Source organism: Mesorhizobium neociceri (assembly GCF_013520985.1).
In the GTDB taxonomy this organism is placed as follows: Bacteria; Pseudomonadota; Alphaproteobacteria; order Rhizobiales; family Rhizobiaceae; genus Mesorhizobium; species Mesorhizobium neociceri.
In genome coordinates this window covers 802475-815264 of the sequence record NZ_JACDTY010000002.1, presented here as the reverse complement: position 1 = coordinate 815264, position 12790 = coordinate 802475, and the positions used below count along the sequence as shown (strand labels likewise).

Here is a 12790-nt window from a genome sequence, read left to right as displayed (position 1 = left end):
ATGCCTGACGGCGCCGCAATCCAAGACACCTGCCCCATCAGGCAAGTCGCGTGAACCGCTTCGACGCAAAACAGAAGCGGACAGATCATGTGCTACCAAAACCGGACAACTTGATTAGCTACTGACACACCTCAGGCGCTGCGACGCTCTGTCCGATATCAAGGCAGCCGGAACAATACCGGCAGAATGCCCGATTGCTGGGCGCCGTCGATGGTCTCGAACACCGGCAACGCCACCAGGAACACCAGGCCGTCGAGCAAGGTTGTCAGCAAAAGCCGCGGCTTGAAGCTGCCGGTATCGCCCTCCTGATAGAGCGACAGATTGGGAAAGAAGCGCGGCACCCGCGCCAGATAGGCTTCGTAAGGCGCACCCAGCAATCCTTTGAGATACTTCTCCTCGCGCAGGATGACGATGTGGAAGGCGCCGGCGCAGAGAAGCGCAAACAGGACGACGCCGGAGAACGAGCCGATCTGCGCCCCGACGCCGGCGGCAGCAATGGTCGAGAACACATAGAGCGGGTTGCGGGTGATCGAATAAGGTCCGCCGGTGACGACTTCGGAGGATTTGCGCCCGCCAATATAGAGTGTCGACCACAAGCGGCCGACGACGCCAAGGAAGATCAACAGCACGCCGAACATCTCGATCGTTTCGTGCACCGGGGTCTCCGGTGGAAAGGTCGACTGGCCGAAGAGCAGGGCGGCAAACAGCACCACCACCAGCACGGCAAGCACCATGCGGCGCATGTGCTGGTAGCCGCCCAGCTCCTTGACGGGCGCAGGCTTGATTTCATTGGCCATGTCGGGAATCCGATCGTGGAAAAGCTTTGCCGGCGATCGCAGCGTCTGGACAAGAAAACAGGCGTCCCGCCGATCGCCGGGACGCCATGTAGCAGGATTCAGGCGGATTTAGAGCGCTATTGGCACGCCTGAACAGATCGTGATCTAGCGCGGGGCCAGCACCATCATCATCTGGCGGCCTTCGAGCTTCGGCTCGGCCTCCACCTTGGCGATGGTTGCCGTTTCCTCGCGCACCTTGTTCAGGAGCTGCATGCCGAGTTCCATATGCGCCATCTCGCGGCCGCGAAAGCGCAGCGTCAGCTTGACCTTGTCGCCTTCCTCGAAGAAGCGCCGAACGGCCTTCATCTTGGTGTCATAGTCATGGCTGTCGATGTTCGGGCGCATCTTGATCTCCTTGATCTCGATGACCTTCTGGTTCTTGCGCGCTTCGGCCGCCTTCTTCTGGTTGGCGTATTTCAATTTGCCGAGATCGAGGATTTTTACGACGGGCGGCACCGCATTGGGCGATATCTCGACCAGATCGAGCCCGGCCTCTTCGGCGAGCAGCAATGCGTCGTTGATGGAGACATCGCCTCGGTTCTGGCCTTCGGCGTCGATGAGCTGGACCCGGGGAACCCGGATATCACGGTTGGAGCGCGGGCCATCCTTGGTGGGCGCCGCTGCTTTGAAAGGTCTGCGAATGGTCGTGGTCTCCTTGGCCGTTTCGTTCAGGGTTTCAAATCTAGAAATATTCAGGACGCGCCAATGTGGTGAGCGCGCGGGCGGAGTCAATAGCACAGCGCTAACGGAAAATCACCCTGAACGCAGGCCTGCACCAAACAAAGGATATAGCGAGCACTTTCCGGCTTGCCTTTGCCTGTGCCAAAAGACCGGCGAGGAAAATCAGGACTGACAGATCGCCATGACCGCGACCACCCCAACCCTTCTGGATGTCCAGGGAATCAGCATCGCGGCGCGCCATGCGGCGGGCTTGACGCCCGGCATTGTCTGGCTCGGCGGCTACAAATCCGACATGCTGGGCACCAAGGCCGAGGCGCTGGCGGACTGGGCGGCAAGGGAAGGCCGCGCCTTCTTGCGCCATGACTATTCCGGCCACGGCGAATCCGGCGGCGCCTTTGCCGACGGCACCATCTCGAGATGGCTCGGCGAGAGCCTGGCCGTCTTCCGGCGTTTTACCAAGGGCAAGCAGATCCTCGTAGGCTCCTCGATGGGCGCCTGGATTGCGCTGCGCATGGTGCAGGAGCTGCGCAAGGCTGGCGACAGCACTATCGTTGGCCTGGTGCTGCTCGCGCCGGCGCCGGATTTCACCACCGAGCTGGTCGAGCCGACGCTGACCGAGGCGCAGAAGCGCGACCTCAAGAAGAAGGGCTTCTTCGAAGAGCCGTCGGACTATTCGGCCGAACCTTACATCTACACGCGCGCGCTGATCGAGGACGGCCGCAACAACCGGGTGATGACCGGCCCGATCGACACCCATTGTCCCGTCCACATCCTGCAGGGTCTGGCCGATGCCGATGTGCCGACGAGCCATGCGCTGAAGCTGGTCTCCCTGCTGCCGGCCGACGACGTCACGCTGTCGCTCATTCCCGACGGCGACCACCGCCTGTCGCGGCCGCAGGATCTCGACATGCTGCTGAGAGCCGTGGGCGAAATGGTCCAGCGGGCAGGGTAGGACATGCGCATTTCAATCCCGATACACGCCTTTGTCGCGGCAATCGTCGGCTTCGGCGGCACGCTGGCTGTCGTCATTGCCGCCGCCAAGGCGGTTGGCGCGACTCAGGCAGAAACCGCGAGCTGGGTGACGGCGTTGTGCCTGGCGATGGCGATCGAGTGCCTGTGGCTGTCCTGGCGCACGAAAATGCCCATCATCACCGCCTGGTCGACACCGGGCCTGGCGCTGATGGCGGCGTCGAGCGGCTTTACCATGGCCGATGCGGTCGGCGCCTTCATCGTCACCGGCATCCTGTTGATCGCCACCGGCCTGTTCAAGCCGCTAACCCAGTTGATAGCAAGGATACCGGCGTCGGTGGCCTCGGGCATGTTGGCCGGCATCGTCGTCACCTTCGCCCTCAATGCCGTCAAGACCATTCCCGTCGACCCTTGGCTGATCCTGCCGCTGATCGCGGCCTTCTTCGTCATTCGCCTGTTCAACCCGGCGCTGTCGGTGCTGGCGGTGCTGATCGGCGGCGGCATTGCCGCCTTCCTCACCGGCCGCGTCGGCGGCCTGCCGACGCCGGAACTGTCGACGCTGACGCTGATTGCGCCGCATTTCAGCGCCGCCGCCATCATCGGCCTGGCGCTGCCGCTCTACCTCGTCACCATGGCCTCGCAGAACCTGTCGGGCCTCGCCGTGCTGCGTGCCGCTGGCTATCACCCCGAACCCGGCCCGCTGATCGGCGTCACCGGCCTGTTCTCGCTGCTGTCGGCGCCGTTTGGCGGCTCGACCACCAATCTGGCGGCGATCTCGGCGGCGATCTGCACGGGGCCGGATGTCCATCCCGACCCCGCCGAGCGCTGGAAGACCGGCCCGTTCTACGCTCTAGCCTATCTCGTCTTCGCCATCTTCGGCGCCTCGCTGGTGGCGATCTTCGCCGTGCTGCCACAGAGCCTGATCGTGCTGGTGGCTGGCCTGGCGCTGATGGGGTCGCTCGCCAACGCGCTGTCGATCGCGCTCAAGGACGAGGGCCAGCGCATGGCCGCCACGGTCACCTTCGTCGTCACCGCGTCAGGGTTGACCTTGTTCGGCGTCGGCGCCGCATTCTGGGGCCTGGTCGCCGGGCTGGTCGTGCTTTTCCTCGAAGCACTCAAAAAGCGATAATCATTTCAGACCCTTGTCCGGTTTTGGCCGGCATTGTCTTGAATCGCGGTTTTTGTCTTCCCATTTCGATTCGACGCAGCCGGGTTTGGCTGTCTCCAACCGAAGGAATGGGAGAAAATGAACACATCCGCATTGATCCGCCCGGCCTGGACGCCGGCGACCATCGCGCTGATGGTGATCGGCTTCATGGTGTTCTGGCCGCTTGGCTTCGCCATGCTCGCCTACATCATCTGGGGCGACCGGCTTGACGGCTTCAAGCGCGACGTCAACCGCGCCACCGACGGCATCTTCGCCGGCTGCCGCCGCGGTTCCGACAAGGCCGCGCGCTGGGGCCATGGTTCTGCCCGCACCGGCAACGTCGCTTTCGACGACTGGCGCGAGAAGGAACTCGAGCGCCTCGCCGAAGAGCGTCGCAAGCTCGACGAGATGCTGAGCGAGTTCGACGACTATGCCCGCGAATTGCGCCGCGCCAAGGACCAGGACGAGTTCGACCGCTTCATGGCCAACCGCAACAAGTCCACGGCACCGACGACCAAGGGCTCGACCGAAACGGCCAAGCCCGCGACTCCGAAGCGCAAGGGTCCGAACCTGCCTGACGACTGAGGCCGCGCGACAGGCCTTGGCATGAGAGACGGCGTCGCGCGAGCGGCGCCGTTTCTTTTTTGTTCTCTTTTCGCGTTCGCTCCACTGGTCGTTTTCCTCGAATCGCGTATCGTTCAGCCATGTCCTTCGGCTTCTTTCGCAACCTGACCAAACCAAAGCCCTCGCCTGTCGAAGAGCGAGAGCATGTCGTTGCCGGCCGCACGCTGCCGCTCAGGATCGTCGAGAGCGCCCGGGCACGGCGGTTGACGCTGCGCATCGATTCCGGCGGCCAGGGCCTGCGCATCACCGTGCCGCCGGGCCTGCGCCGCGGCGAGGTGGAAAAATTCCTGCATCGCCATCAGGACTGGCTGGAACAGCGGCTGGCCAAGGTGCCGACACGGCCGCAGGTTCGCCCCGGCATCAAGATCCCGATACGCGGCGTTGCCCATCGCATTATCCACGAACCGTCGAAGCGCGGCACCGTCACCGTCTCGCGCGACGAGCGCGGCCCGCTGCTGATCGTGCATGGCGAGCGCATCCATCTGCCGCGCCGCATCGCCGATTTCCTCAAGCGCGAGGCCAAGAAGGAGATCGAGAAGCTGGTGATCAGACACACCGAGGCGCTCGGCAAGCGCGCCAAGGCGATCCGCTTCAAAGACACGTCGAGCCGCTGGGGCTCCTGCACCTCCGACGGCAATCTGTCCTTCTCCTGGCGCATCATGATGGCGCCGACGCCTGTGATAAACTACCTCGTCGCGCATGAGGTGGCGCATCTCAAGGAGATGAACCACGGCCCGAAATTCTGGAAACTGTGCGAGCAGCTCTGTCCCGACACCGACCGCTGCAAGGACTGGCTGAAGCGCAACGGCGGCGCGTTGCAGGCGATTGTTTTTGATTAGAGTTGGTTGAAGCGGCGGGAGGTATCCGTTTGTGGCGATCCTTCACACCCCCCTCTGCCCTGCCGGGCATCTCCCCCGCAAGGAGGGAGATCGGCAGCTTCGGCGACCTCACTAGTTCCTGCTATGTTGAAGATTGGCGAAAGCGGCTGTGCGCCTAATCTCCCTCCTTGCGGGGGAGATGGCCGGCAGGCCAGAGGGGGTGCTGTCCCTCCGGCTGTTCGTAATTATCCCTTCAATCATCATTCGCCGCATTGAGCTCATCCGGCCGCAATCCTTCATCTCCATGGCGTGGCCATGGCAGGAAATTCTGCTCGAACTCATCGCCGCCGAAATAATCCAGCGCCCGGTGCGCCTCCGCGCCGTTGAAGGCGGCTTTGTCCATGAGATGGGCGATGACCTCGCGCGCCTGCGCCATCTTCTGCTTGAGTTGGGCGACGGTTTCGTCTGCCATGATCTTTCTCCCGCCTGCTATGTCTTCACAAGAAGGTAGCGCGTTCCCCCGCTGCGGCAAACAACATGCTTTTTCTCGACTCTTGGGGCTTTTCGTGCCAATCCCCGCGCCATGGCGCTCGACATCAAGATCTGCGGGTTGAAGACCGATGAGGCAATGGCCGCGGCATTGGCCGGCGGCGCCAGCCATGTCGGCTTCATCTTCTTCGCCAAGAGCCCGCGCTATGTCGAGCCCGCCGAAGCCGGACGCTTGCGCCAGGCGGCGATCGGCAAGGCCAGGGCCGTTGCCGTCACCGTCGACGCCGATGACGCCTTCTTAGACGAGATCGTCGTCAAAATGCGCCCCGACATGCTGCAGCTGCACGGTTCGGAAACCCCGGAGCGGGTAGCCGAAGTGAAAGCCCGCTACGGCCTGCCGGTGATGAAGGTGTTCTCCGTCAGCGAGGCCGCCGATCTCGATCGGATAAAGCCGTTCATCGGCATTGCCGACCGTTTCATGTTCGACGCCAAGCCGCCGAAAGGCTCGCAACTGCCGGGCGGCAATGGCGTCGCCTTCGACTGGCGCATTCTGGCCGGCCTTGACGCCGGGCTCGATTACATGCTTTCCGGTGGGCTCAACGCCGCCAATATCGGCGACGCCTTGAGGTCAGCCAATCCGCCCGCAATAGACATTTCGTCGGGCGTGGAAAGCGCTCCGGGCGTCAAGGATCCGGCGCTGATCGAGCAGTTTTTCCGGGCCGTCAGGGCCGCGCGCGACGACCGCGCCGCCTGAATAATTCTTTCGAACCAGGAGATCGGCGATGGACCAGCCGGCGACACCCAATTCCTTCCGCACCGGACCCGACGAGCAGGGCATGTTCGGCATCTTCGGCGGCCGCTTCGTCGCCGAGACGCTGATGCCGCTGATCCTCGACCTCGAACGGCACTGGAACGAGGTCAAGAACGATCCGGATTTCAAGGCTGAGCTGACCAATCTCTCGACCCACTACGCCGGGCGGCCGTCAAAACTGTATTTCGCCGAAGGGCTCACAAAACATCTCGGCGGCGCAAAGGTGTACTTCAAGCGTGAGGACCTGAACCACACCGGTTCGCACAAGATCAACAACTGCCTCGGCCAGATCCTACTGGCCAAGCGCATGGGCAAGAAGCGCATCATCGCCGAAACCGGCGCAGGCCAGCACGGCGTTGCCGCAGCCACCGTCGCGGCGCGCTTCGGCTTTCCCTGCGTCGTCTATATGGGTGCCACCGACGTCGCCCGCCAAAGCCCCAACGTCTTCCGCATGAAGCTGCTCGGCGCCGAAGTGCGGCCGGTCACCGCCGGCCACGGCACGCTGAAGGACGCCATGAACGAGGCGCTGCGTGACTGGGTGACCAATGTCGAGGACACCTATTACCTCATCGGCACCGCTGCCGGCCCACATCCCTATCCGGAGCTGGTGCGCGACTTCCAGTCGGTAATCGGCATCGAGGCGCGCGCGCAAATCCTCGAACAGGAAGGCCGGCTGCCCGACACCATCATCGCCGCTGTCGGCGGCGGCTCCAACGCCATCGGCCTGTTCCACCCCTTCCTCGACGACAAGGACGTCCGCATCATCGGCATCGAAGCTGGCGGCCGTGGCCTCGACGGCATCGAGCACTGCGCCTCGATGAATGCCGGCGCGCCCGGCGTGCTGCACGGCAACCGCACCTATCTGCTGCAGAATGCCGACGGCCAGATCCTGGACGGCCATTCGATCTCGGCCGGCCTCGACTATCCCGGCGTCGGCCCGGAACATTCCTGGCTGCGTGACAGCGGACGCGTCGAATATGTGCCGATCCTCGACGACGAAGCGCTGGAAGCCTTCAAGCTGACGACGCGTGTCGAAGGCATCATCCCGGCGCTGGAATCCGCGCACGCGATCGCCCATGCGGTGAAGATCGTGCCCGCCATGGACAAGGACCAGATCGTTATCGTCAATCTGTCGGGACGTGGCGACAAGGACGTGCACACGGTGGCCTCGATGCTGGGCATGGAGATCTGATCATGGTGACCCGCATCGACCGCCGCATGGCAAAACTGAAAGCCGAGGGACGCCCGGCGCTTGTTACCTATTTCATGAGCGGCGACCCGGACTATGACACCGCTTTGTCGATCATGAAGGCGCTGCCCAAGGCGGGTGCCGACATCATCGAAATGGGCATGCCGTTTTCCGATCCGATGGCCGATGGCCCGGCGATCCAGGCAGCCGGCCTGCGTGCGCTGAAAGGCGGCCAGACGCTGGTCAAGACGCTACAGATGGCGGCGGATTTCCGCGCTGGCGACAATGAAACGCCGATCGTGCTGATGGGCTATTACAACCCGATCTACATCTATGGCGTCGACCGCTTCCTCAAGGACGCGATCGCGAGCGGCATTGACGGGCTCATCGTCGTCGACCTGCCGCCGGAAATGGATGAGGAACTCTGCATCCCGGCGCTGAAGGCCGGCATCAACTTCATCCGCCTGGCAACGCCGACCACCGATGACAAGCGCCTGCCCAAAGTGCTGCAGAACACCTCAGGCTTCGTCTATTACGTCTCGATGACCGGCATCACCGGATCGGCTCTGGCCGACACCGGCAAGGTTGCCGCGGCGGTCAAGCGCATCAAGGGCCACACCGACCTGCCGGTTTGCGTCGGCTTCGGCGTCAAGACCGCCGAACAGGCGCGCATCATCGGCGCCAACGCCGATGGTGTCGTCGTCGGCACCGCCATCGTCAATGCCGTGGCCAATGTGCTGGGGCCGAAGGGCGAAAAGACCGCCGACCCGGCAGAAGCTGTCGCCACTTTGGTCAGCGGCCTGTCGCAAGGCGTGCGTTCGGCTCGCCTTGCTGCTGCCGAATAGTTCTCCTACCTCTTCAGCCAACTCTTCGTCAGGACAGGAGCCGAAGCGATGAACTGGATCACCAATTACGTTCGCCCGAGGATCAATTCGATGCTCGGCCGGCGCACCGACATGCCCGAAAATCTCTGGATCAAGGATCCCGAGACTGGCGAGATGGTGTTCCACAAGGACCTGGAATCCAACCAGTTCGTCATTCCGTCATCGGGCCATCACATGAAGATCTCGGCCAAGGAGCGGCTGAAATTCTTCTTCGACGACGGCAAATACGAGCAGCTTGAGAATCCCAAGGTCATGCAGGACCCGCTCAAGTTCCGCGACGAGAAGCGCTACACCGACCGGCTGAAGGACGCCAAGGCCAAGACCGGCCTGGAAGACGCCATCGTCAACGCGCTGGGCACGGTCGAAGGCCTGCCGGTTGTGGTGACCGTGCAGGATTTCGCCTTCATGGGCGGCTCGCTCGGCATGGCTGCGGGTGACGCCATCGTGCATGCTTTCGAGGTCGCCTTGCAGCGCAAGCGGCCGCTGATCCTGTTTGCCGCCTCCGGCGGCGCCCGCATGCAGGAAGGCATCCTGTCGCTCATGCAATTGCCGCGCACCACGGTCGGCCTCGACCGGCTGAAGGAAGCCGGCCTGCCCTACATCGTCGTCTTGACCAATCCGACCACCGGCGGCGTTACCGCCTCCTACGCCATGCTGGGCGATGTCCACATCGCCGAGCCCGGCGCGCTGATCGGCTTTGCCGGCCCGCGCGTCATCGAGCAGACCATCCGCGAAAAACTGCCGCACGGTTTCCAGCGCTCCGAATATCTGATGGAGCACGGCATGGTCGACATGGTGGTGTCGCGGCTGGAACTGCGCGGAACGATTGCGCGGCTGTTGAAGATGCTGCTCAAGGTCCCCGAGCAAAAGCCGCTGGAGCCGGAAATTCTGCCGCCGGCAGTCATCCCGACCGAAGCCCGGCCGCAGGCCTGACGCGACATTCCTGGCCGCTATCAGTGATTGCGCGCGATGTTTCGCGCAGTATTTTTGTTGCCCATGATCCTTTCCGAAAACCGATTCCGGTTTTCGGGGTCATGCGCTAGGATTCCCTTATGACCACACTTGCCGCAGACCGCGAAATCGACGCCTTGATGGCGCTCCATCCGAAAGGTTTCGAGCTTTCGCTCGACCGCATCACGCGGCTGCTCGAACGCCTCGGCAATCCGCAGGACCGGCTGCCGCCGGTCATCCACATTGCCGGCACCAACGGCAAAGGCTCGTGCGCGGCCTTTTCGCGCGCGCTGCTCGAAGCCGGCGGCCATCTCGTCCATGTCCACACCTCGCCGCATCTGGTGAACTGGGCCGAGCGCTACCGGCTGGCCGCCGAGGGCGGCGGCAGGTTGGTCGACGACGAGACCTTCGCCGAAGCCATTGCCCGCGTCGCCCGGGCCAATGAAGGCCAGAAGATCACCGTCTTCGAAATCCTCACCGCCGTCACCTTCATCTTGTTTTCCGAGCACCCGGCCGCTGCCGCCATCATCGAGGTCGGCCTTGGCGGCCGCTTCGACGCCACCAATGTCGTCGCCCGGCCGGCGGTGTCGGTGATCATGCCGGTGTCGATGGACCACGAGGCCTATCTCGGCGACCGGGTCGAACTGATCGCCGCCGAAAAGGCCGGCATCATGAAGCGCGGCTGCCCGGTGGTCATCGGCGCGCAGGAGAGCGAGACGGCGCTGCAGGTGCTGATCGAAACAGCCGAGCGGCTCGATTGCCCGACCTTCGTCTACGGCCAGGATTTCCTCGCCTTCGAGGAAAACGGCCGCATGGTCTATCAGGATGAGGACGGCTTGATGGACCTGCCGCCGCCGCGCCTGCCCGGACGCCACCAGTTCGCCAATGCGGCGGCAGCGATTGCCGCGGTCAAGGCCGCCGGCTTCGAGATCAGCCACCGTGCCACGGAAAAGGCGATGGCCAAAGTCGCCTGGCCGGGCCGCATGCAGAAGCTGGCACAGGGCAAGCTGGCGGAGCTGGCGCCCAAAGGTTCCGACATCTGGCTCGACGGCGGCCACAATCCCGGCGCCGGCGTGGTCATTGCCGAAGCTTTGGCCGAGCAGGAGGAAAAGAACCCGCGGCCGCTGTTCCTCATCTCCGGCATGATCAACACCAAGGACCAGAGCGGCTATTTCCATGCCTTCAAGGGTCTGGTCCGTCACGTCTACACGGTGCCGGTGAGCCTCAGCGACGCCGGCGTACCGAATGACGAGCTGGCGGTCCGCGCGACGGAAGCCGGCCTCACCGCCGAGCCGGTCAGCTCCGTCGCCAGCGCGCTGATGTTGCTGCGCGACACCTGGGATGGGCCGGCGCCACGCATCCTGATCGGCGGTTCCTTGTATCTCGCCGGCGCGGTGCTGGCCGATAATGGCACGCCGCCGACCTGAGGCCAATCGTTGCGAGGAGGCGAACATGATCAAGGTCAAGCAGCTCGCCCATGTCTGCATCTTCGCGCATGATCTGGAGGCGACGCGAAGCTTCTACCGCGACGTGCTCGGCCTCGACACGCAGTTCAATTTCCTGCGCGACGGCAAGGTGTTCGGCTTCTACCTCAATTGCGGCGGCCGCAGCCATGTCGAGGTGTTCCAGAAGGACGGCACTGAATACAGCGAGCAGAACCAGATCAACCACTTTTGCCTGGAAGTCGAAGACATCGGCGCGGCGATCGCCCATATCAGCGCGAAAGGCATCGACGTCACGGCCAAGAAACACGCCTGCGACGACACGTTTCAGGCCTGGATCCGCGATCCCAACGGCGTGAAGATCGAGCTGTTCGAATACACCGCAAAAAGCGCGCAATTCACCGGCGGCGACCGCATAGCCGACTGGTGACTAGTCTAGAAATCCCAAGGCGAGATCAGCTCAAGGTTGGCCGGGCCGAAGTCGTTGAGATTACGTGTTGCCAGCCGACCGCCATTCACGCGCACTATCGCTGCGATCATGCCATCGGGTGCCGACATGCCCCGGCCCTGGCGCGTAGCGGTTCCCATAATCTCGCCATAAGCCAGAGCCGCCTCCTCTGTCAGCCCAAAAATGCGGCCGGCAAAGCGATGGCGCCATTGGGAGAGACCTTGCTCCAGCCGATCGGCGCGCTCATCAGGCCGTATCTTTTGGATGCCGAAAGCAATTTCGGCAATCGCCACTGTGGGGAGAGCCAGTTCGGCATCGTTGCGGACCAGCCAAGCCATGACAGCCGCGTCAGGCACCTTTCTAAGGGTCTCCGAAATTACATTGGTGTCGACGAAAATCAAAGCTCCGGCCCTGTATGGACCGTGCGGCTTTCCCGGATGATTTCCTCCAGATCGATGTCGACGCCAACGCTTGCCGTCAGGCGGGAGTAGAAGGCGGATGCCGGTTCTCGCCCGGTCTCCCGAATCTCATAGGACTCAAGCGCGCGTTCAACGATATCGGCTATTGAGCGGTTTTCGCGACGAGCGAGACGATGCGCAAGATCTCGTGCTTTTGCGCTGCGGACTGAAAGCTGGGGTTCGGCCATTTCAAACTCCCTTTTGAGAAAGATATAGCCTCATCATTCCTTGCCATCAAGATGGCAGATGATGGCGTGCCATCACTTCAGCTCGATCTCGATGAAGGCGTATTCGCCCTCATTGGCGCTGATGACGTCGTGTTCGACGCCCTCCTTGCGGAAATAGGGCGCGCCCTTCTTCATCTCGGCGAAGGAGTCTCCATCCTTGGTCACCAGCTTCACCTTACCGTCCATCAGTGGCACCACGACATAGTCGTGGCCATGCCGGTGCCAGCCGGTGTTGTCACCGGGCTGGAAGCGGTATTCGGTGACGATGACGCGCTCATTGTCGATGAAGACGGTGGCCTTGGCGGATCCGGTCATGGGTCTCTCCTGTTCCTGCTTCAGCAGATGACATGGAGTGCGCCGATGCGAGGGCCAGAGGCGGTCGGGCGATGACGCCAAAGAAAAGCCCGGCGCGAGGGCCGGGCTTCGATATCGGGAGTTCTGTCAGATCAGGCGAGGCTGCCATTGATCCAGTGCGACAGCGCGGTCTTCGGCGCCGCACCGACCTTCATGTCGGCCACTTCGCCGCCCTTGAAGATCATCAGCGTTGGGATCGAGCGCACGCCGAACTGGGCGGCAAGCTCGGGGTTCTCGTCGATGTTCAGCTTGGCGATCTTGACCTTGCCGCCGAGTTCATTGGCGATCTCTTCCAGCGACGGACCGATCATCTTGCACGGGCCGCACCATTCCGCCCAGAAATCCACCACGACCGGCTCCTTGGCGTTGAGCACATCGGCCTGAAAATTGCTCCTGTCGACCTTGACGGTGGCCATGCGAAAATCCTTTCGAAATTTATCTCGCACCAAATGTGGTGGTTGA

The 12790-nt window shown here is 62.9% G+C and carries 17 protein-coding genes; 10 read left to right on the top strand and 7 right to left on the bottom strand.

Annotation, left to right across the window (positions count from 1 at the left end; genetic code table 11):
• Positions 1-158: 158 nt before the first annotated feature.
• Both H0241_RS07885 and infC read right to left on the bottom strand, forming a co-directional pair.
• Complete coding sequence (locus tag H0241_RS07885; RefSeq protein ID WP_181056827.1) at positions 159-797, bottom strand: methyltransferase family protein; 639 nt, start codon at positions 795-797, stop codon at positions 159-161.
• A 144-nt stretch (positions 798-941) separates the two neighbouring features.
• The gene (infC, locus tag H0241_RS07880; RefSeq protein ID WP_181056876.1) at positions 942-1478 is read right to left on the bottom strand and encodes a translation initiation factor IF-3; all 537 of its coding nucleotides are present in this window, start codon (positions 1476-1478) and stop codon (positions 942-944) included.
• A 220-nt stretch (positions 1479-1698) separates the two neighbouring features.
• Here infC and H0241_RS07875 point away from each other — a divergent pair, with 220 nt between their 5' ends.
• From H0241_RS07875 to H0241_RS07860, 4 genes are all read left to right on the top strand, one after another.
• Positions 1699-2469, top strand: a complete 771-nt coding sequence (locus H0241_RS07875; RefSeq protein ID WP_181056826.1) for an alpha/beta hydrolase — start codon at positions 1699-1701, stop codon at positions 2467-2469.
• Positions 2470-2472: 3 nt separating this feature from the next.
• The gene (locus tag H0241_RS07870; RefSeq protein ID WP_181056825.1) at positions 2473-3615 is read left to right on the top strand and encodes a benzoate/H(+) symporter BenE family transporter; all 1143 of its coding nucleotides are present in this window, start codon (positions 2473-2475) and stop codon (positions 3613-3615) included.
• Positions 3616-3732: 117 nt separating this feature from the next.
• Entirely contained in the window at positions 3733-4218 is a 486-nt protein-coding gene (locus H0241_RS07865; protein ID WP_181056824.1) for a DUF2852 domain-containing protein, read from the top strand.
• Positions 4219-4337: 119 nt separating this feature from the next.
• A complete protein-coding gene (locus H0241_RS07860) occupies positions 4338-5096 on the top strand; it encodes a M48 family metallopeptidase (protein ID WP_181056823.1) in 759 nt (252 codons plus the stop codon).
• Positions 5097-5328: 232 nt separating this feature from the next.
• Here the strand turns inward: H0241_RS07860 and H0241_RS07855 are convergent, their stop codons facing one another.
• Positions 5329-5547: a hypothetical protein gene (locus tag H0241_RS07855; protein ID WP_181056822.1), complete on the bottom strand. Its 219-nt coding sequence runs from the start codon at positions 5545-5547 to the stop codon at positions 5329-5331.
• A 111-nt stretch (positions 5548-5658) separates the two neighbouring features.
• Here H0241_RS07855 and H0241_RS07850 point away from each other — a divergent pair, with 111 nt between their 5' ends.
• The 6 genes from H0241_RS07850 to H0241_RS07825 all read left to right on the top strand — a co-directional run bounded on the left by H0241_RS07850 (position 5659) and on the right by H0241_RS07825 (position 11271).
• A complete protein-coding gene (locus H0241_RS07850) occupies positions 5659-6318 on the top strand; it encodes a phosphoribosylanthranilate isomerase (protein WP_181056821.1) in 660 nt (219 codons plus the stop codon).
• A 28-nt stretch (positions 6319-6346) separates the two neighbouring features.
• Positions 6347-7567, top strand: coding sequence for a tryptophan synthase subunit beta (gene trpB / locus H0241_RS07845; RefSeq protein WP_181056820.1), 1221 nt, complete (start codon positions 6347-6349; stop codon positions 7565-7567).
• 2 nt (positions 7568-7569) lie between these two features.
• The gene (trpA, locus tag H0241_RS07840; protein WP_181056819.1) at positions 7570-8409 is read left to right on the top strand and encodes a tryptophan synthase subunit alpha; all 840 of its coding nucleotides are present in this window, start codon (positions 7570-7572) and stop codon (positions 8407-8409) included.
• Positions 8410-8457: 48 nt separating this feature from the next.
• Positions 8458-9381: an acetyl-CoA carboxylase, carboxyltransferase subunit beta gene (accD, locus tag H0241_RS07835; protein WP_181056818.1), complete on the top strand. Its 924-nt coding sequence runs from the start codon at positions 8458-8460 to the stop codon at positions 9379-9381.
• A 119-nt stretch (positions 9382-9500) separates the two neighbouring features.
• Positions 9501-10826: a bifunctional folylpolyglutamate synthase/dihydrofolate synthase gene (locus H0241_RS07830; RefSeq protein ID WP_181056817.1), complete on the top strand. Its 1326-nt coding sequence runs from the start codon at positions 9501-9503 to the stop codon at positions 10824-10826.
• 25 nt (positions 10827-10851) lie between these two features.
• Positions 10852-11271 carry a VOC family protein gene (locus H0241_RS07825; protein WP_181056816.1) on the top strand — a complete coding sequence of 140 codons (420 nt, stop codon included), beginning with the start codon at positions 10852-10854 and terminating at the stop codon, positions 11269-11271.
• A gap of 5 nt (positions 11272-11276) precedes the next feature.
• On the opposite strand, the gene H0241_RS07820 is transcribed toward H0241_RS07825, so the two are convergent.
• The 4 genes from H0241_RS07820 to trxA all read right to left on the bottom strand — a co-directional run bounded on the left by H0241_RS07820 (position 11277) and on the right by trxA (position 12744).
• Entirely contained in the window at positions 11277-11690 is a 414-nt protein-coding gene (locus tag H0241_RS07820; RefSeq protein ID WP_181056815.1) for a type II toxin-antitoxin system VapC family toxin, read from the bottom strand.
• The gene (locus tag H0241_RS07815) at positions 11687-11935 is read right to left on the bottom strand and encodes a plasmid stabilization protein (protein WP_181056814.1); all 249 of its coding nucleotides are present in this window, start codon (positions 11933-11935) and stop codon (positions 11687-11689) included. Before H0241_RS07815 ends, H0241_RS07820 begins: the two co-directional genes overlap by 4 nt.
• Positions 11936-12007: 72 nt before the next feature.
• The gene (locus tag H0241_RS07810; protein WP_181056813.1) at positions 12008-12289 is read right to left on the bottom strand and encodes a cupin domain-containing protein; all 282 of its coding nucleotides are present in this window, start codon (positions 12287-12289) and stop codon (positions 12008-12010) included.
• A 131-nt stretch (positions 12290-12420) separates the two neighbouring features.
• Positions 12421-12744 (bottom strand): thioredoxin, encoded by a 324-nt coding sequence (gene trxA, locus H0241_RS07805; protein WP_181056812.1) that lies wholly within the window; start codon positions 12742-12744, stop codon positions 12421-12423.
• Positions 12745-12790: the final 46 nt, after the last annotated feature.

Bases quoted from the DNA above. Each gene is read 5' to 3' on its own strand.
- trpB (WP_181056820.1), top strand. From the start codon at position 6,347: ATGGACCAGCCGGCGACACCCAATTCCTTCCGCACCGGACCCGACGAG.
- H0241_RS07860 (WP_181056823.1), top strand. From the start codon at position 4,338: ATGTCCTTCGGCTTCTTTCGCAACCTGACCAAACCAAAGCCCTCGCCT.
- H0241_RS07870 (WP_181056825.1), top strand. From the start codon at position 2,473: ATGCGCATTTCAATCCCGATACACGCCTTTGTCGCGGCAATCGTCGGC.
- trpA (WP_181056819.1), top strand. From the start codon at position 7,570: ATGGTGACCCGCATCGACCGCCGCATGGCAAAACTGAAAGCCGAGGGA.
- H0241_RS07865 (WP_181056824.1), top strand. From the start codon at position 3,733: ATGAACACATCCGCATTGATCCGCCCGGCCTGGACGCCGGCGACCATC.
- H0241_RS07815 (WP_181056814.1), bottom strand. From the start codon at position 11,935: ATGGCCGAACCCCAGCTTTCAGTCCGCAGCGCAAAAGCACGAGATCTT.
- accD (WP_181056818.1), top strand. From the start codon at position 8,458: ATGAACTGGATCACCAATTACGTTCGCCCGAGGATCAATTCGATGCTC.
- trxA (WP_181056812.1), bottom strand. From the start codon at position 12,744: ATGGCCACCGTCAAGGTCGACAGGAGCAATTTTCAGGCCGATGTGCTC.
- H0241_RS07855 (WP_181056822.1), bottom strand. From the start codon at position 5,547: ATGGCAGACGAAACCGTCGCCCAACTCAAGCAGAAGATGGCGCAGGCG.
- H0241_RS07885 (WP_181056827.1), bottom strand. From the start codon at position 797: ATGGCCAATGAAATCAAGCCTGCGCCCGTCAAGGAGCTGGGCGGCTAC.
- H0241_RS07830 (WP_181056817.1), top strand. From the start codon at position 9,501: ATGACCACACTTGCCGCAGACCGCGAAATCGACGCCTTGATGGCGCTC.
- H0241_RS07850 (WP_181056821.1), top strand. From the start codon at position 5,659: ATGGCGCTCGACATCAAGATCTGCGGGTTGAAGACCGATGAGGCAATG.
- H0241_RS07875 (WP_181056826.1), top strand. From the start codon at position 1,699: ATGACCGCGACCACCCCAACCCTTCTGGATGTCCAGGGAATCAGCATC.
- H0241_RS07810 (WP_181056813.1), bottom strand. From the start codon at position 12,289: ATGACCGGATCCGCCAAGGCCACCGTCTTCATCGACAATGAGCGCGTC.
- H0241_RS07825 (WP_181056816.1), top strand. From the start codon at position 10,852: ATGATCAAGGTCAAGCAGCTCGCCCATGTCTGCATCTTCGCGCATGAT.